The 16,051-nt window shown below is 63.8% G+C and carries 18 protein-coding genes; 7 read left to right on the forward strand and 11 right to left on the reverse strand.

The window, feature by feature from the left end:
* Window positions 1-10: 10 nt before the first annotated feature.
* The gene (gene cyoA, locus J7359_RS06660) at window positions 11-1,219 is read right to left on the reverse strand and encodes a ubiquinol oxidase subunit II (RefSeq protein WP_209055848.1); all 1,209 of its coding nucleotides are present in this window, start codon (window positions 1,217-1,219) and stop codon (window positions 11-13) included.
* Window positions 1,220-1,457: 238 nt separating this feature from the next.
* Between cyoA and J7359_RS06665 the strand changes: the two genes are divergently transcribed.
* Window positions 1,458-2,783 carry an MFS transporter gene (locus tag J7359_RS06665; protein ID WP_209055850.1) on the forward strand — a complete coding sequence of 442 codons (1,326 nt, stop codon included), beginning with the start codon at window positions 1,458-1,460 and terminating at the stop codon, window positions 2,781-2,783.
* Window positions 2,784-2,865: 82 nt separating this feature from the next.
* On the opposite strand, the gene ssb is transcribed toward J7359_RS06665, so the two are convergent.
* On the reverse strand, window positions 2,866-3,357 hold the full coding sequence (gene ssb / locus J7359_RS06670) for a single-stranded DNA-binding protein (RefSeq protein ID WP_209055852.1): 492 nt from the start codon (window positions 3,355-3,357) through the stop codon (window positions 2,866-2,868).
* Window positions 3,358-3,628: 271 nt separating this feature from the next.
* On the opposite strand from ssb, the gene J7359_RS06675 reads away from it, so the two are divergent.
* Window positions 3,629-4,255, forward strand: a complete 627-nt coding sequence (locus J7359_RS06675; protein ID WP_209055853.1) for a lytic transglycosylase domain-containing protein — start codon at window positions 3,629-3,631, stop codon at window positions 4,253-4,255.
* A gap of 5 nt (window positions 4,256-4,260) precedes the next feature.
* On the opposite strand, the gene J7359_RS06680 is transcribed toward J7359_RS06675, so the two are convergent.
* Window positions 4,261-4,587 carry a DUF6665 family protein gene (locus tag J7359_RS06680; RefSeq protein ID WP_209055854.1) on the reverse strand — a complete coding sequence of 109 codons (327 nt, stop codon included), beginning with the start codon at window positions 4,585-4,587 and terminating at the stop codon, window positions 4,261-4,263.
* A gap of 110 nt (window positions 4,588-4,697) precedes the next feature.
* On the opposite strand from J7359_RS06680, the gene J7359_RS06685 reads away from it, so the two are divergent.
* The 3 genes from J7359_RS06685 to J7359_RS06695 all read left to right on the forward strand — a co-directional run bounded on the left by J7359_RS06685 (window position 4,698) and on the right by J7359_RS06695 (window position 7,042).
* Window positions 4,698-5,219, forward strand: coding sequence for a hypothetical protein (locus tag J7359_RS06685; protein WP_209055855.1), 522 nt, complete (start codon window positions 4,698-4,700; stop codon window positions 5,217-5,219).
* Between the two features lie 3 nt (window positions 5,220-5,222).
* Window positions 5,223-5,666 carry an isoprenylcysteine carboxylmethyltransferase family protein gene (locus J7359_RS06690; protein ID WP_209055856.1) on the forward strand — a complete coding sequence of 148 codons (444 nt, stop codon included), beginning with the start codon at window positions 5,223-5,225 and terminating at the stop codon, window positions 5,664-5,666.
* Between the two features lie 86 nt (window positions 5,667-5,752).
* Window positions 5,753-7,042, forward strand: coding sequence for a homoserine dehydrogenase (locus J7359_RS06695; RefSeq protein WP_209055857.1), 1,290 nt, complete (start codon window positions 5,753-5,755; stop codon window positions 7,040-7,042).
* A 79-nt stretch (window positions 7,043-7,121) separates the two neighbouring features.
* Here the strand turns inward: J7359_RS06695 and scpA are convergent, their stop codons facing one another.
* Window positions 7,122-9,257 carry a methylmalonyl-CoA mutase gene (gene scpA, locus J7359_RS06700; RefSeq protein ID WP_209055858.1) on the reverse strand — a complete coding sequence of 712 codons (2,136 nt, stop codon included), beginning with the start codon at window positions 9,255-9,257 and terminating at the stop codon, window positions 7,122-7,124.
* Between the two features lie 57 nt (window positions 9,258-9,314).
* Between scpA and J7359_RS06705 the strand changes: the two genes are divergently transcribed.
* Together J7359_RS06705 and J7359_RS06710 are read left to right on the forward strand one after the other, a co-directional pair.
* The gene (locus J7359_RS06705) at window positions 9,315-9,833 is read left to right on the forward strand and encodes a DUF4174 domain-containing protein (RefSeq protein ID WP_247740226.1); all 519 of its coding nucleotides are present in this window, start codon (window positions 9,315-9,317) and stop codon (window positions 9,831-9,833) included.
* A 114-nt stretch (window positions 9,834-9,947) separates the two neighbouring features.
* The gene (locus J7359_RS06710) at window positions 9,948-10,148 is read left to right on the forward strand and encodes a hypothetical protein (protein ID WP_209055859.1); all 201 of its coding nucleotides are present in this window, start codon (window positions 9,948-9,950) and stop codon (window positions 10,146-10,148) included.
* Here the strand turns inward: J7359_RS06710 and J7359_RS06715 are convergent.
* From J7359_RS06715 to J7359_RS06745, 7 genes are all read right to left on the reverse strand, one after another.
* Entirely contained in the window at window positions 10,114-10,803 is a 690-nt protein-coding gene (locus J7359_RS06715; protein WP_209055860.1) for a hypothetical protein, read from the reverse strand. The genes J7359_RS06710 and J7359_RS06715 overlap by 35 nt on opposite strands.
* 4 nt (window positions 10,804-10,807) lie before the next feature.
* A complete protein-coding gene (locus J7359_RS06720) occupies window positions 10,808-12,856 on the reverse strand; it encodes an acetyl/propionyl/methylcrotonyl-CoA carboxylase subunit alpha (protein WP_209055861.1) in 2,049 nt (682 codons plus the stop codon).
* Between the two features lie 105 nt (window positions 12,857-12,961).
* Window positions 12,962-13,174 carry a hypothetical protein gene (locus J7359_RS06725; protein ID WP_209055862.1) on the reverse strand — a complete coding sequence of 71 codons (213 nt, stop codon included), beginning with the start codon at window positions 13,172-13,174 and terminating at the stop codon, window positions 12,962-12,964.
* A 72-nt stretch (window positions 13,175-13,246) separates the two neighbouring features.
* The gene (locus tag J7359_RS06730) at window positions 13,247-13,495 is read right to left on the reverse strand and encodes a hypothetical protein (protein ID WP_209055863.1); all 249 of its coding nucleotides are present in this window, start codon (window positions 13,493-13,495) and stop codon (window positions 13,247-13,249) included.
* 130 nt (window positions 13,496-13,625) lie between these two features.
* Window positions 13,626-14,042, reverse strand: a complete 417-nt coding sequence (locus J7359_RS06735; RefSeq protein WP_209055864.1) for a hypothetical protein — start codon at window positions 14,040-14,042, stop codon at window positions 13,626-13,628.
* A 78-nt stretch (window positions 14,043-14,120) separates the two neighbouring features.
* The gene (locus J7359_RS06740) at window positions 14,121-14,267 is read right to left on the reverse strand and encodes a hypothetical protein (RefSeq protein ID WP_209055865.1); all 147 of its coding nucleotides are present in this window, start codon (window positions 14,265-14,267) and stop codon (window positions 14,121-14,123) included.
* A 204-nt stretch (window positions 14,268-14,471) separates the two neighbouring features.
* Complete coding sequence (locus J7359_RS06745; RefSeq protein ID WP_209055866.1) at window positions 14,472-16,004, reverse strand: acyl-CoA carboxylase subunit beta; 1,533 nt, start codon at window positions 16,002-16,004, stop codon at window positions 14,472-14,474.
* Window positions 16,005-16,051: the final 47 nt, after the last annotated feature.

Raw genomic sequence — 16,051 nt, forward strand, 5'->3', positions numbered from 1 at the left:
GAAATTCCGTTCAAAGTTTCTGGTCTGCGGTGCCTGCAGTCTTGCTGGCATCGCGGATTGTCGGCGCGATCAGCCTGTCGAACAGGCTGTCGGGCACGGGCAGGGCACGGCTTTGAAGCCGGGTCTGGTCGGCGCGCGAGGTTGGTTGCGTGGTCCCCAGATCGGCGAACATCAGCGCCGCCTCTTCGGGGGTGCAGATGCTGGTGACCATGACCGGCTGATGGCCCAGCACGGGGCGTGCGCCACGCCTTGCGTGCTTGTCGTGGGTCAGCGACTGGATGTTGATGGTGCCCTCCAGCCCCAGCCCGCCCTTGCTGTCGATGTCCATCATCTCGGCCATGCACATCTTTCCGTCTTCGACACACAAGTTGACGGCGCGGGCGAACAGATCTGGATCAACCTCGGCATAGATGCGCGGTGCCACGTTCTCGCTTGGGGCCTCTAGCCGCAGATATTCGTCGCGGGTCAGTGCGTCCTGGCCAGCGCGCGCCCGTGACACCCAGTCATCGAAGCCGGCCGTGTCGGTGGCATGGGCCTTGAACCGCATCCCCGAGAACCCGGCGCCAGAGTAATGCGACGCCAGTCCCTGATATTCGCCTTCGTGATTGAACACGCCGTGCAGCTTGGTTTCCATGCCGGGCATGGCGTAGATCATTCCGGCCATCGCAGGGATGTAGAAGGCGTTCATCACCGAGGACGCGGTCAGGCTGAACTCGATCTCGCGGTTGGTCGGCACGACCAGTTCGTTCACGGCGGCGATGTCCTGTTCGGGATAGATGAACAGCCATTTCCAGTCCAGCGCGACCACCTGCACCTTCAGGGGCTGATGATCTTCGGCAATCTCCTCGGTCGCGCTCAGCCTGTCCAGCGGGCGATACGGATCCAGAAGATGGGTGCCGACCCAGGTCAGCGCGCCCAGACAGATGATGATCAGCAGCGGAAGACCCCAGATCGCCAGTTCGAACTTGGCCGAATGATCCCAGTCGGGGCGATACGCGGCCTGCCTGTTGGCGGCGCGGTATTTCCAGGCAAACCACAGCGTCAGGCACATGACCGGAATGATGACGATCAGCATCAGCCCTGTCGCGGCCAGCAACAGATCCTTCTGACGTTCGGCGATGTCGCCGGCAGGTGCCAGAACCACCGGCTTGCAGCCTGTCAGCAGAAGAAACGACATTCCCAGCGCCAGGGCGCCGGGGGCTGGGGGCAAAATACGCATGCTGGCGTCCTTACCTGTGGGGCAGGGAGATACGGGAAATCGGTCGTATGATGGCGCGTTCGTTCGAGTCAGTTTGCTACTGCAGGCGTACCGGCCCCGACATACGACATTTTGACACAGACACTTTGTCGCGTCGCCGGTGTATTGCGCTGCAGGCGGCATCGCGGCACGATTTGGCGTCCTATGCCCGTTGATCCGACACATGCCCGTCATCAGCCGATGAAGGAATCCGCACGCCATGAATTCTTCCCCCGTGACGCATCCCGTCGAAGACCTGCCGCCCGAGACGGAGCCCCACGACCACACCATCTCTCCCTCGGATGTCGCGGTCGGCGTCATCATCGGCCGCAGCTCTGAATTCTTTGACTTTTTCGTATTCGCCATCGCGTCGGTCATCGTCTTTCCGATGCGCTATTTCCCGTTCGAGACACCTTTGCGCGCCACGCTTTGGTCTTTCGCGATCTTCGCACTGGCCTTTGTCGCGCGACCGCTTGGCACGGCGATCTTCACGGCGATCGACCGGCGCCATGGCAAAAGCGTCAAGCTGACCCTGGCGCTGCTGTTGCTTGGCAGTTCGACGGTCGCGATGGGGCTGGTCCCGTCCTATGAAAGCATCGGCGCGGCCTCGATCGCGGTATTGTGTATTCTCAGGATCGGGCAGGGGCTGGCCCTTGGCGGGGCGTGGGACGGCCTGCCATCGCTGCTGGCGCTGTCCGCGCCAAGGGACAAGCGCGGATTTTATGCCATGGTGCCGCAGCTTGGCGCGCCGGTCGGGCTGATCGTCGCCAGCCTGCTGTTCGCGTATCTCGTCTCACAGCTGTCAGAGGCGGATTTCCTTGACTGGGGCTGGCGGTATCCGTTCTTCGTCGCCTTCGCGATCAATGTCGTGGCGTTGTTCGCGCGCCTGAGGATCGTGGCAACGCCGGAATACACGCGGATGTTTCAATCGCGCGAACTGGAACCGATCAGCCTGCGGAACGCGATTACCAATGACGGCTGGACCATCCTGATCGGCGCGTTCGTGCCGCTTGCCAGTTTCGCCCTGTTTCACATGGTCACGGTCTTTCCGCTGTCCTGGGTGTTTCTTTACACCGAGGAAAGCGTGACCAGCTTCCTGATCATCGAATCGGTGGCTGCGCTGTTCGGCATCGCCGCGATCATCCTGTCCGGGCTGCTGGCGGATCTGATCGGTCATCGCAAGCTGCTGTTCCGGGGCGCCATCGCGATCGCGGCCTTCAGCGTTGTCGCGCCGCTTCTGCTGTCGGGGCGCGGCTTCGGCGAGGCCGTTTACATGATCGCGGGCTTCATCATCCTTGGCGTCAGTTTCGGACAATCGTCCGGGGCTGTGGCGTCGCTGTTTCCGCCGCGCCGCCGCTATACCGGCTCGGCCATCGTATCCGACCTGGCGTGGCTGTTCGGCGCGGGCTTCGCGCCGCTGGCGGCGCTGGCGCTGACGGCATGGGGCGGTCTGATGCTGTCGGGGCTTTACCTGCTGTCGGGGGCGGTGGCGACGATTCTGGCGCTGTGGCTTGCCCGGCGGCTGGAATTCGGCAGCTCCTGGTAGGGCGATCGGGAGGCACTAACCGAAAATGGCGGCCCCTGGAAGAAGGGCCGCCTTTTCATCATTTCATGCCGGTTCTTGTCGATCAGAACGGAATTTCGTCGTCATAATCGCTGCGCCCGCCGCCCGACGATCCACCCGAGGGCGCGTCGTTGCCGGAGTATCCGCCGCCGCCATAGCCGCCCTGATCGCGCGGTGCCCCGCCCGAGCCGCCGCCACCTTCGCCGCGCCCGTCCAGCATGGTCAGTTCGCTGCGGAAGGGTCGCAGCACGACTTCGGTGGAATAGCGGTCATTGCCGGACTGGTCCTGCCATTTGCGCGTTTCCAGCTGGCCTTCGATATAGACCTTGCTGCCCTTGCGCAGATATTGTTCGGCCACCTTCGCCAGCGGTTCTGCGAAGATCGCGACCGAATGCCACTGCGTCCGCTCCTGCCGCTCGCCGGTGTTGCGGTCCTTCCACTGTTCCGACGTGGCGATGCGCAGGTTCACCACCTTGCCGCCGTTCTGGAAGGTGCGGACTTCGGGATCCTGTCCCAGATTTCCGATCAGAATGACCTTGTTGACGCTGCCTGCCATGACGGGGTTCCCTGCTTCGATGTGCTTGTCCGTCCATGTATCGCAGCCTGATCGATGCCTCAAGCATTCACTCGGCAACCTTTCGGGTGCGGACCGGTCCCGAGGCTTCATGGCCTGTCGGCGGGAAACCGCCGACATCAAGGGGGCCGAGAAGGCCGGAAACCGCATGACTGGCGGCAACGGCCGAATGCGTATAGGCTTTCCGCAAACGCGATACAGAAAAGCGCGGCGTCAGAAAGGCGCGATTTCCGGCAAAAACGAGGGCGGAGCGATGCGGATGATTCCCGGGGCAAGACTGGCGCTGAGCGCCGCGTTGATCGGTATGCTGGCGGCCATGCCGGTCGCGGCAGAGGGGTTGCGGCTTTCCGGAAGCTCGTCGAAGTCACGGGCCGATCAGTTCGCGCGGCAGACCCGGCTGATGGATTCGCGGCTGGCCTCGCAGTATCAGCAATCGGCCCGGCTGCAGCCGGGCGGTGCCAACCGCAGCACCGTGAACATCCAGCTTTCCACCAATATCCCAGCCTATCGCGGCAAGCGCAGCGATTTCATCCCGCACGCGCGCGCTGCCGCGCGCAAGCATGGGGTGCCCGAGGATCTGTTCCTGCGGCTGGTTCAGCAGGAATCGGGCTGGAACCCCCGCGCGCGTTCGCACAAGGGCGCGACAGGGCTGGCGCAGCTTATGCCCGGCACCGCCGCGAAGCTGGGCGTGAACCCCAACGATCCGATGCAGAACCTTCAGGGCGGGGCCCGCTATCTGCGCATGATGTACAACCAGTTCGGCAACTGGCGGCTTGCGTTGGCGGCCTATAACGCCGGACCGGGCGCGGTGGCCAAGTATGGCGGCATCCCTCCATATCGCGAGACAAGGAATTATGTCCGGATCATCGCCGGCAGCTGATCCGGTCAACCTTGCTTTCCCTTGGTGATCGTCGCCGATGCGCCCATCCGTCGCAGCACGGCTTCGGGAATTGCGTAAAGATGTACCACCTGCGGCCAGTCGCGCAGACCGGACATCTCGCGCAGCACCATGAATTCCCACGCAAGCCGTCCCGCCTCGTCCAGGGCGTCGTTGCTGGGGTCGTTTTCAAGCATGGCCAATGCGCGTTCCATGCGACGGCCCGCGGTTCCCAAAGACGATGCACGCTCGGCCTGCAATTCATGGGCCAGCACATCGTCGCCACCCTGCGCCAGCGCAGTCGCCCAGTCGGTGCGGGTGCGAAATCGGCTCATTGCGCGTCCTCTGCCGCCATGACGGCAGCCTATCGGGTCAGACTGACAGGGCAAGCCCGCGTAGGCAGCCGGGGGCAGACAGGCCTTGCCCAAGGCGTTATCACCACAGCATGAGCTTGCCGCGCGCCCCCGACCGACTGTCCGACGAGATGGCCCAGGCCCTTGGCCACGCCGTGGCCGGGTTCGGTTTTTTGGAAGAGGCGCTGAAACGCGCGATCTTTTCGCTGACGCGACAGGGGCTGAGCCAGGATGCCGATGACGCGGCGCTGCAGAAATGGCTGCGCCGTATGGAAGAAATCGCCGACGATTCGCTTGGTACGCTGATCGACAGTTTCGTCGCCGCGATCGGGCGTGCGCGGATCGACGACCGGCACCTGCTGGCCGAGGCGCTGACCGAAATCCGGTTGAAGCGCAACCTTCTGTGCCACGCCTCGTGGCGCCCGGCGGATCAGCCGGGATATTGGCACCCGACCTTCATCAACACCCGGGGCGAGCGGTATCCCGATGACATGAATGCCCGCGATATCCGCGACATACATGCGGCCACGCTGAGAGTGGCGCGGCGCGTGGTGTCGATCATGCGTGCGACAGGCATCGACGGAGAATGGGCCGGTCATGACGAAGAGGATTAGGCGATGCGGTTGACCCTGGACTATCCGCCGGTTTGGCTGGCCGGATCTTGCGCGGTGGCCTGGGGGCTGGGCCGTCTGGTCCCGCATGGGCCCGGCTGGCAGGGGTTGCCTGGCTGGATTCTGGTTCTCGCAGGTCTGTCCGTGATGATCACCGCCGCCGCAACCATGTGGCGCAAGCGCACGACGCTGGATCCACATGGCCAGCCCGCCGCGCTGGTCACCACCGGCGTGTTCGCGCTGTCGCGCAACCCGATCTATCTGGGTGACGCTCTGATCCTTGCAGGGCTGTGCCTGATCTTCGCGGCGCCGGTCGCTGCGCTGATCCTGGTGCCGGTGTTCATGATCGTCATTTCGCGCCGGTTCATCGCCGGGGAAGAGGCCCGGCTTGCGACGGCCTTCCCCGATATGTTCGCGCAATACCGGGCGCATACGCGTCGCTGGATCTGATCGCCGGGGCGGACATTCCGCCTTCTTCGTTGCAACCAGTGACCGGGCGCGCTAACACCCCGCGCAATCGTAAAAAAGAGGCTTCCATGTCGTCCCCCCTCCGCTTGGGTATTGCCGGGCTCGGCACCGTCGGGATCGGTGTCGTCAAGATCGTTCAGAAGCACGCCGAAATGCTGGCGCGCCGGTCGGGGCGAGAGGTTGCCATTACCGCCGTCAGCGCCCGCGACCAAATGAAGAACCGCGACGCGGATCTGTCGTCCTATCGCTGGGAAACCGACGCCATGGCGGTCGCCACCGCAGAAGACGTGGATGTCTATGTCGAACTGATCGGCGGTGATACCGGCATCGCCAAGGACAGCATCGAGGCGGCGCTGCGGGCCGGCAAGGACGTGGTGACGGCCAACAAGGCGCTGCTGGCCGTGCATGGTCAGGATCTGGCCGTGCTGGCCGAGGGGCTGGGCCGCGTGATCCGGTTCGAAGCCGCTGTTGCAGGGGGCATCCCGGTCATCAAGACGATGACGGAATCGCTGGCAGGCAACGACGTGACCCGCGTGATGGGGGTCATGAACGGCACCTGCAACTATATCCTGACGCGGATGGAAAGCGCGGGCCTGCCCTATGAGGCCGTGTTCGAAGAGGCGCGCCAGCTTGGCTATCTCGAGGCCGATCCGCAGCTTGACGTGGGCGGGATCGACGCCAGTCACAAGCTGGCGATCCTGTCCTCGATCGCGTTCGGCACGCAGGTTGATTTCGACGCGGTCGAGATCGAGGGGATCGAGCGGGTCAGCATCGACGACATCCGCCGCGCTTCCGATCTTGGCTATCGGATCAAGCTTCTGGGGGTCGCGCAGATGACCGCGCGTGGGCTGGAACAGCGCATGTCGCCCTGTCTTGTGCCCGCCGACAGTCCGCTGGGGCAGCTGGTCGGCGGCACCAACATGGTGGTGGTCGAAGGCGACAGCGTGGGCCAGATCGTGCTGCGCGGGGCAGGGGCCGGCGAAGGTCCGACCGCCAGTGCGGTGATGTCGGACATTGTCGAAGTGGCGCGCGGCGTGCGGATGCCGGTCTTCGGCCAGCCGGCGGCATCGCTGACGGCGGCGAAGCCTGCGCGCACTGCTGTGCCTGCGGCCTACTATCTGCGTCTGGAGCTGCAGGACAAGCCCGGTGCGCTGGCCAAGATCGCGACGGTTCTGGGTGATTCAGGCATCTCGATCGACCGCATGCGCCAATACGGACAGCACAGCGACAGCAGCGTGCCGGTGCTGGTTGTGACCCACAAGACGACGCCCGAGGCGATCGACTATGCCATTGAGACGCTGCCCGGAACCGGTGTTCTGGTCAGCGACCCGGTCGAGCTGCGGATCGAGGAAGTCTGATCCTCGGCGCAGCCTTTTCCCGCATCCGCCGCCGTGACACGACGGTGGACGCGGGCACCCTGCACGTCACCGTCACAGGTCAGGCCGCGCGGGTCTCGCGGATCAGGCGCAGGATATCGGCGGCGGCTGCGGGAATGTTCGTGCCGGGTCCGAAGATCGCCTTGACGCCCGCCTTCTTCAGGAAGTCGTAGTCCTGCTGCGGAATGACGCCGCCGCAGATCACCAGGATATCGCCCGCGCCCTCAGCCTTCAGCGCCTCGATCAGCTTTGGCGCAAGGGTCTTGTGACCGGCTGCCTGACTGCTGATGCCGACCACATGGACATCGTTGTCCATCGCGTCCTGCGCGGCCTCTTCGGGGGTCTGGAACAGCGGTCCGACGTCCACGTCGAAGCCGATATCGGCGAAGGCGGTCGCAATGACCTTGGCACCGCGGTCATGTCCGTCCTGACCCATCTTCACGACCAGCATCCGCGGGCGCCGGCCCTCTTGTTCGGCGAAGGCTTCGACATCTTTCTGGATCTGCGCGAAACCCTCATCGCCCTCATAGGCGGCGCCATAGACGCCCGCCAAGGTCTTTACTTCGGCGCGGTGACGCCCGAATTCCTTCTCCATGGCCATGCTGATTTCCCCTACGGTTGCACGGGCGCGGGCGGCCTCGACGGCGGCCTCCAGCAGGTTGCCGCCTTGCGCCGCGCGGCGTGTCAGTTCGTCCAGCGCGGCCTGACAGGCGGTTTCATCGCGGCTGGCGCGGATGCGCTCCAGCGCGGCGATCTGGCTGGCGCGCACCTTGACGTTGTCCACGTCCAGAATGTCGATCGGGTCTTCCTTGTCCTTGCGGTATTTGTTCACCCCCACGATCACATCCTCGCCCCGGTCGATCAGCGCCTGACGACGGGCGGCGGTTTCCTCGATGCGCAGCTTGGGCATGCCGGATGCGACGGCCTTGGTCATGCCGCCCAGTTCCTCGACCTCTTCGATCAGGGCCCATGCCTTTTCGGCCAGTTCGGCGGTCAGGCTTTCGATGTAATAGCTGCCCGCCAGCGGATCGACGACATGGGTGATGCCGGTTTCTTCCTGCAGGATCAGCTGCGTGTTCCGCGCGATGCGGGCGCTGAAATCGGTGGGCAGGGCGATCGCTTCGTCCAGCGCGTTGGTATGCAGCGATTGCGTGCCGCCAAGCGCGGCCGACATCGCCTCGTAGGCGGTGCGGATCACGTTGTTGTAGGGATCCTGTTCCTGCAGGCTGACACCCGAGGTCTGGCAATGGGTGCGCAGCATCTTGGACCCCGGCTTCTTTGCGCCGAATTCATCCATGATCTTGTGCCACAGCAGGCGCGCGGCGCGCAGCTTGGCGATCTCCATGAAGAAGTTCATGCCGATGGCAAAGAAGAAGGACAGCCGCCCTGCGAAGGCATCGACATCCATGCCCGCCGCGATGGCCGCGCGGACATATTCGCGCCCGTCGGCCAGCGTATAGGCCAGCTCCTGCACCAGGTTCGCCCCGGCCTCCTGCATGTGATAGCCCGAAATCGAGATGCTGTTGAAGCGCGGCATTTCCGAACTTGTGAACTCGATGATGTCCGAGATGATCCGCATGCTGGGTTCGGGCGGATAGATATAGGTGTTCCGCACCATGAACTCTTTCAGGATGTCGTTCTGAATGGTGCCGGACAGGACCGACTTGTCGTGGCCCTGTTCCTCTCCCGCGACGATGAAATTCGCCAGGATCGGGATCACCGCGCCGTTCATGGTCATGCTGACGCTGACCTTGTCCAGGGGGATGCCGTCGAACAGGACCTTCATGTCCTCGACGCTGTCGATGGCAACGCCCGCCTTGCCGACATCGCCCTCGACCCGAGGATGGTCGCTGTCATAGCCGCGATGGGTCGCAAGGTCGAAGGCGACCGACACGCCCTGCTGTCCGGCGGCCAGGTTGCGGCGGTAGAAAGCGTTCGATTCCTCGGCCGTGGAAAACCCCGCATATTGCCGGATCGTCCAGGGGCGGCCCGCATACATCGTGGCGCGCGGCCCGCGGGTATAGGGGCCGAAGCCGGGCAGTGAACCCAGATGCTGCATACCCTGGGTATCAGCCTCGGTATACAGCGGCTTTACCGGAATTCCTTCAAGCGTGTCCCAGGTCAGGCTGTCGGGATCACGACCCTTCAATTCCTTCTCGGCCAGCTTGCGCCAATCCTCCAGCGTCGGTTTTGTCATGATCTGTCCTTTCCCAAGGGCCGCCGCATCCTATATTCAGGACAGGATGAGGTGCCGATGAATTTGAAATTCCTGTTTTTCGCGGTGGCGCTGGCCGCCATGGGGCCTGCGCGCGAGGCGCCGCCGCCGGCCGCGCCCGAGGCGCCGCAATCCCGCCCGATGAGCCCCGAAGAGATGCCGTCCGCCCCGGATACCGACACCGCGCGTCCGGAACTGCTGGAATATGGTGCCGATGAGGTCGGGCCGGAAGATTTCCTGTGGGTCTCGCGTCCGATCGTGGTGTTTTCCGACACCCCCGAAGATCCGGCCTTCCGCGAACAGATGCGCGCCTTGCGCGCCCAGCCCCGGATGCTGGCCGATCGCGATGTGGTGGTCGTCACCGACGCCGATCCCCAGGCCGCAAGCGCGTGGCGCCGGCAACTGCATCCGCGCGGCTTCTCGTTGGTGATCATGGACAAGGACGGGCAGGTGAAGCTGCGCAAGCCCTTTCCGTGGGATGTCCGAGAGATCAGCAGGGCCATCGACAAGTTTCCGCTGCGCCGGCAGGAAATCGGGCGTGCCGATCTGGGGGAATGACCGTTGCGGAACCGACTGGCCGAAAACCGGTTTTTGTTGCGAAACGCGGCGTCGGCCCCTATCTTCAGTATACGGGCGCCAGTATCGCGTTCCGTGAAGTCGAAAGGTGAACCCATGGCCAACCAGTCCGCACTGCGCAAGATCGACACGTCCGAACCGGCCGTTCCGGCCGCGCGCGATCCGCGCGAGACGGTTGCGGATGCCACCGAGGAACTGGTTCGGCGGCTGCTGAAAGCCAGCAATTCCAATGAGATTGCTGCCGTCATCGGTCTGCCGCCCATCAAGGGGATCTCCGGTCCGAAAGTGTTCTACTAGGATCGTCCAGGTCTTCAGACCCTGAACCCTCGATCACGTTCTCGGCGGATGTTGCCGCCTCGCGTTCCTTTTCCTGCAACGCCTTCAGCAAGGCCCGCACGGCCGACGCGCCGCCCTGCAGGCTTGCGCTCAGCACCAGCATCGCGAAATTTCCCGCCTGACGCGTCTCGTCCGTCAGGCTGAGATAGTCGTCCAGCATCGCGCCTGCACGATCCGGCTGCGCCTTGGCGCTGCGACGGATGTCCTGGGCCAGCGCGACCCTGACGGCGATCAGGCGATAATAGCGCACCACCGGGTCGATGACGTTTTCCGGCAGGATATGCACCTGCTCGACCACGGCGCGGAATATCCGGTCATTGGCATCATGGGGCAGGATCGGCACATGCTGATCGCCAAGCAGCTTTTCCCGCAGCGCCTGACTTGCCGCCGATGTGTCGGTGGCCTGCTGCTGTTCCAGCGCGGCGACATGGGCGCGGATCTCGGCCAGCAGGGCGCGCTGAATGTCCGAGACCTGTTCCAGCCGCAGCACCCGGTCGCGTCGGCGCGACAGGGCATGGGTCCAGAACCAGCCGGCCGCAACCACCCCGCCGCCGACGATGGCGGTGACAAGGGCGGCGGCAACCCGGTCGTTCAGAAACAGCGTCTGCCAGTCCAAGGCCTTATTCGAACTCCATGATCACATCGTCCACCTTCAGGCTTTGGCCCGGTTCGGTGTTGACGGATTTGACGACGCCTTTCCTTTCGGCGCGCAGGATGTTTTCCATCTTCATCGCCTCGACCGTCGCCAGGGCTTGCCCCTCCTGCACCTCGTCGCCGGCTTCGACATTGATCTTCACGACCAGCCCCGGCATCGGGCACAGCAACAGTTTGGATGTGTCGGGCGCGATTTTTTCGGGCATCAGTCGGACCAGTTCGGCGGCCCGCGGACGGCGGACATGAACCCTCAGATCGGCGCCGCGCGTCCGCACACGGAATCCGGCCGCGATCCGATCGACCTTCATCACCAGGGGGGCGCCGTCGACGGTCAGTCGCGCAAGCGACTGCCCCGGTTTCCAGTCGCTTTCGACGCGCAGATCGCGGTCGTCGATCCGGACCGTGGCCCCTTCGCGGTCGGCCTGGATGCGCACCGGAAGATCCTTGTCGCCGACGAAGACCACCCAGTTCTCGCCCACATGGCGTTCGTGATTATCCAGGCGTCCGCTGATCCGGCTGCGGCGTATCTCTCCGATCCGGTGCATGGCGGCAGCCGCTGCCGCGATCCGAACCACCTGCGCGTCGTCGGGCATGACGCCGTTGAACCCGTCGGGATATTCCTCGGCGATGAAGGCGGTCGTCATGTCGCCCGAGGTGAATTTCGGATGATCCATCACTGCCGACAGGAAGGGCAGGTTGTGCCCGATCCCCTCGACCTCGAATTCGTCCAGCGCGATCCGCATCGCCTCGATCGCCTCGGCGCGCGAGGGGGCCCAGGTGCACAGCTTGGCGATCATCGGATCATAGAACATGCTGATTTCGCCGCCGTCATAAACGCCGGTATCGTTACGCACGGCCACCGTGCTGTCACCGCCCTCGCTGTCATTCACCCAGTTCCCGCTGGCCTTCAAGGGTCCGGCCGCTATCTCGGTCGGCGGCTTGTAGCGGGTCAGACGCCCGATTGACGGCAGGAAGCCGCGATAGGGGTCCTCGGCGTAAAGGCGGCTTTCCATCGCCCACCCCTGGATCTTCAGATCCGACTGCGCGAAGGGCAGCTTCTGACCGTCGGCCACGCGGATCATCTGTTCGACCAGATCGACGCCCGTGATCAGTTCGGTCACCGGATGTTCGACCTGAAGGCGGGTGTTCATTTCGAGGAAATAGAAGTTCCTGTCGCCATCGACGATGAACTCGACGGTGCCCGCGCTGGTATAGTTCACCGCCTTGGCCAGGGCGACGGCCTGTTCACCCATCGCCTTGCGGGTGGCCTCGTCCAGAAACGGCGATGGGGCCTCTTCGATGACCTTCTGGTTGCGGCGCTGAATCGAACATTCGCGTTCATGCAGATAGACCGCATTGCCGTGCCTGTCGGCCAGAACCTGGATTTCGATATGGCGCGGCTGGGTGACGAATTTCTCGATGAAGATCCGATCGTCGCCGAAGCTGTTGGCGGCCTCGTTCTTCGAGGATTCGAAGCCTTCGCGCGCCTCTTCCTCGTTCCAGGCGATCCGCATGCCCTTGCCGCCGCCGCCGGCGCTGGCCTTGATCATCACCGGATAGCCGATCTGACCGGAAATCTTCACCGCCTCGTCGGCATCCGCGATCAGGCCCATATAGCCCGGCACCGTGCTGACACCCGCTTCCTGTGCCAGTTTCTTCGAGGTGATCTTGTCGCCCATCGCCTCGATCGCGGACGCGGGTGGGCCGATGAAGGCCACGCCCTCGGCCTCCAGCGCCTCGGCGAATTTGCGGTTCTCGGACAGGAAGCCGTAGCCGGGATGGACGGCCTCGGCCCCGGTCTGCCGGATCGCCTCCATGATCTTGTCGATCACGATATAGGACTGGTTGGCTGGCGGCGGCCCGATATGGACCGCCTCGTCGGCCATCTTCACATGCAGCGCATTGCGGTCGGCGTCGGAATAGACGGCGACCGTGGCGATGCCCATCTTGCGCGCGGTCTTCATGACGCGGCAGGCGATCTCACCGCGGTTGGCGATCAGGATTTTCTTGAACATGGGCGCTCCGGGACGACGTCAGACGTGAAAAGACCGCCCGCGACGATCAGGTCGCGGACGGTCGGATAAGGCAGTGATCGCGCTGGGTGCGCGCGCGTCAGATCGTTACTGACACAGGCGGACGTCGTCGCACAGTGCGCCTGCGGCACCGCCAAGTGCTGCGCCCTTGACGACATTCTTGCCGCCGACATGGGCTGCGGTTGCACCGACGCCGGCACCGATGAGGGCGCGGTCGGTGTCGGTCGGGTTGATGCCCTGCGTGCAGCCTGCGACGGCAGTGGCACCGACGACAGCGAGAATTGCAAAGATCTTGGACATGGTGGCCTTCCTGTCAATGCGGCAACGACGCCGAACGCGTCTGGTTGCCGCCTTTCGTTTGTGGTGCGGAGATCAGTAGCGGCGCTGACAGACGCCGGCGTCGTCGCACAGGGCGCCAGCACCCGCACCAAGCGCGGCACCGGTCGCGATGTCTTCGTCCAACGCCTTGGCGATGACGGCACCCGCGACAGCACCGCCAGCGGCGCGCTGCGCGTCCGGGGACAGGCCGGTGGCCGTGCCGTAGCCCTGCTGAGCGCAAGCCGAAAGACCTGCTGCGACCACGGTGATGCCAGCGATGCGAAGAAGTTTCGAGACGTGCATATTGTCTTGCCTGTGTTCTGGGGGCCGTCCGGGCCCGGATTGAAAGTTTGCGCAGGCAATATTGCACAGACTGTATCAGCATCAAACTGACATCGGTGTGAAAATATCCTGCTTGGCGGCAAATCGCGCATCAGCGGTTCTCCGCCGGGTCGATTTCGTCGTCCGGTCCCTCGTCATCCCAGTCCGGCTCTTCGGGCATTTCGCCCGACGAGAAAATCTCGGGAAACGAGGCTTCTGCGCGTGCCAGATCGACCCGCAGCAACTGATCATAGCTGACCGGGTCCAGATCGCCGACGGCGATCACCTCGCGTCCCAGCAGCCATGACAGGCGGCCGGCATCAAGGTTGCCGCGTTCGAACGGCTCATCGCCGAAATTCTCGATCAAGGCTGTCAGGAAGCCTGCATCGGCGCGACGATCGGCGGGCTTGCGGTCGCGGAACCGTTCGCGCCGCGACAGGGGGGTGGCCCCCTTCTTGTTCTCGCGTCGGATCGTGAACTGGAAATCGGTGCCGGGAAGTCGGCTGGGAAAGCCGCGATGTTTCAGCATGGCGCTGCTCCGTTTGGGGCGCGGCGCGAGGCGCGCGGGCAGCCGTGCCGCCCGCGCGCAATGTCGGAATATGGGCGATCAGTTGGCGCCGTATTTCCCTTGGTAGACCGGCTCGGTCGTGACCGGGTCGGCAGTGGGGGTATACACATCGACTTCGGGCTGCTGACGCTGGCAGGCGGCGAAGGCCGATACCAGCACGAGGCCGAGGATGAACTTCTTCGACATGGTGTCTTGCTCCTGTAATGCGGGCGAAGATGCGCCCGGCTGCTCGGGTTCGGGACGGCTTCTTGACGGGCCGCCCGCGCCGCAATGATAGCCGCGCCGCAATGATCCAGACAGCCACCCATGTCCGGGCTCGGCAAAACGCCGCCAAGCTGTGGCTGCGCTGCATCATTCACACAGTTGTGCATCTTCATGAAAATCCGCAACTTACAGAGGAATGTTGTCGTGCTTTTTCCAAGGGTTCGACAGCTTCTTGCTGCGCAGGCTGGCAAAGGCGCGTGCGACGCGCCGCCGGGTCGAGCGCGGCTGGATCACCTCGTCGATGAAGCCCTTTTCGGCGGCAACGAAGGGATTCGCAAAGCGGTCCTCGTAATCCTTGGTGCGCGCGGCGATCTTGTCTGGATCGCCCAGTTCGCTGCGATACAGGATCTCGACCGCACCCTTGGCGCCCATCACCGCGATTTCCGCCGTGGGCCATGCATAGTTGAAATCGCCGCGCAGGTGTTTCGACGCCATGACGTCATAGGCGCCGCCATAGGCCTTGCGGGTGATCACCGTCACTTTCGGCACGGTCGCCTCGCCATAGGCGAACAGCAGTTTCGCGCCATGCTTGATGACGCCGCCATATTCCTGGCCGGTTCCGGGCAGGAAGCCCGGAACATCCACGAAGGTCAGGATCGGAATTTCGAACGCGTCGCAGAAACGCACGAAGCGCGCGGCCTTGCGGCTGCTGTCGATATCCAGACAGCCCGCCAGAACCATCGGCTGGTTGGCGACGATGCCCACCGTGCGGCCTTCCAGCCGGATGAAGCCGGTGACGATGTTGCCCGCGAAATCCTTCTGGATCTCGTAGAAATCGCCCTCGTCCGCGACCTTCACGATCAACTCTTTCATGTCGTAGGGCTGGTTCGGGTTGTCGGGGATCAAGGTGTCCAGGCTTTCCTCGATCCGTGAAGGGTCGTCGAAGAAGGGGCGAACGGGCACGGTGCCGCGGTTGTTCATCGGCAGGAAATCGAACAGCCGACGAATCTCGGACAGGGCTTCGACATCATCTTCGAACGCACCATCGGCGACCGAGGATTTCCTTGTATGCGTCGCGGCGCCGCCAAGCTGTTCGGCGGTCACCACCTCGTTGGTCACCGTCTTCACCACATCGGGACCGGTGACGAACATGTAGCTGGTGTCGCGCACCATGAAGATGAAGTCGGTCATCGCCGGGGAATAGACAGCGCCGCCCGCGCAAGGCCCCATGATGACCGAGATCTGCGGGATCACGCCCGAGGCCATGATGTTGCGCTGAAACACGTCGGCATAGCCCGCAAGGCTGGCAACGCCTTCCTGGATGCGGGCGCCGCCCGAATCGTTGATGCCGATGAGGGGCGCGCCGTTCTGCATGGCCATGTCCATGATCTTGCAGATCTTCTGGGCGTGGGTTTCCGACAGCGATCCGCCGAAGACGGTGAAATCCTGCGAAAAGACATAGACCATGCGTCCATTGATCGTGCCCCAGCCTGTCACCACGCCGTCGCCATAGGGGCGTTCGTCCTGCATTCCGAAATCGGTGCTGCGATGGGCGACGAACATGTCGAATTCCTCGAAGCTGCCTTCATCGACCAGCAGTTCGATCCGTTCTCGCGCGGTCAGCTTGCCGCGCTTGTGCTGCGCGTCGATACGTCGCTGGCCGCCGCCAAGACGGGCTTCGTCGCGCCGACGCTCCAGCTCTTGCAGAATGTCCTTCATAGCAGGCCTCCCGATCAGGTTGCGGCACGGTAGCTTGGGACGAGGAT

Origin of the sequence: Paracoccus sp. R12_2 (assembly GCF_017744015.1) — a bacterium.
Lineage (GTDB): Bacteria > Pseudomonadota > Alphaproteobacteria > Rhodobacterales > Rhodobacteraceae > Paracoccus.

What these genes read in the sequence shown, in the direction of transcription:
- cyoA (WP_209055848.1), bottom strand. Translation starts at nt 1,219, where the DNA reads ATGCGTATTTTGCCCCCAGCCCCCGGCGCCCTGGCGCTGGGAATGTCG.
- J7359_RS06665 (WP_209055850.1), top strand. Translation starts at nt 1,458, where the DNA reads ATGAATTCTTCCCCCGTGACGCATCCCGTCGAAGACCTGCCGCCCGAG.
- ssb (WP_209055852.1), bottom strand. Translation starts at nt 3,357, where the DNA reads ATGGCAGGCAGCGTCAACAAGGTCATTCTGATCGGAAATCTGGGACAG.
- J7359_RS06675 (WP_209055853.1), top strand. Translation starts at nt 3,629, where the DNA reads ATGCGGATGATTCCCGGGGCAAGACTGGCGCTGAGCGCCGCGTTGATC.
- J7359_RS06680 (WP_209055854.1), bottom strand. Translation starts at nt 4,587, where the DNA reads ATGAGCCGATTTCGCACCCGCACCGACTGGGCGACTGCGCTGGCGCAG.
- J7359_RS06685 (WP_209055855.1), top strand. Translation starts at nt 4,698, where the DNA reads ATGAGCTTGCCGCGCGCCCCCGACCGACTGTCCGACGAGATGGCCCAG.
- J7359_RS06690 (WP_209055856.1), top strand. Translation starts at nt 5,223, where the DNA reads ATGCGGTTGACCCTGGACTATCCGCCGGTTTGGCTGGCCGGATCTTGC.
- J7359_RS06695 (WP_209055857.1), top strand. Translation starts at nt 5,753, where the DNA reads ATGTCGTCCCCCCTCCGCTTGGGTATTGCCGGGCTCGGCACCGTCGGG.
- scpA (WP_209055858.1), bottom strand. Translation starts at nt 9,257, where the DNA reads ATGACAAAACCGACGCTGGAGGATTGGCGCAAGCTGGCCGAGAAGGAA.
- J7359_RS06705 (WP_247740226.1), top strand. Translation starts at nt 9,315, where the DNA reads ATGAATTTGAAATTCCTGTTTTTCGCGGTGGCGCTGGCCGCCATGGGG.
- J7359_RS06710 (WP_209055859.1), top strand. Translation starts at nt 9,948, where the DNA reads ATGGCCAACCAGTCCGCACTGCGCAAGATCGACACGTCCGAACCGGCC.
- J7359_RS06720 (WP_209055861.1), bottom strand. Translation starts at nt 12,856, where the DNA reads ATGTTCAAGAAAATCCTGATCGCCAACCGCGGTGAGATCGCCTGCCGC.
- J7359_RS06725 (WP_209055862.1), bottom strand. Translation starts at nt 13,174, where the DNA reads ATGTCCAAGATCTTTGCAATTCTCGCTGTCGTCGGTGCCACTGCCGTC.
- J7359_RS06730 (WP_209055863.1), bottom strand. Translation starts at nt 13,495, where the DNA reads ATGCACGTCTCGAAACTTCTTCGCATCGCTGGCATCACCGTGGTCGCA.
- J7359_RS06735 (WP_209055864.1), bottom strand. Translation starts at nt 14,042, where the DNA reads ATGCTGAAACATCGCGGCTTTCCCAGCCGACTTCCCGGCACCGATTTC.
- J7359_RS06740 (WP_209055865.1), bottom strand. Translation starts at nt 14,267, where the DNA reads ATGTCGAAGAAGTTCATCCTCGGCCTCGTGCTGGTATCGGCCTTCGCC.
- J7359_RS06745 (WP_209055866.1), bottom strand. Translation starts at nt 16,004, where the DNA reads ATGAAGGACATTCTGCAAGAGCTGGAGCGTCGGCGCGACGAAGCCCGT.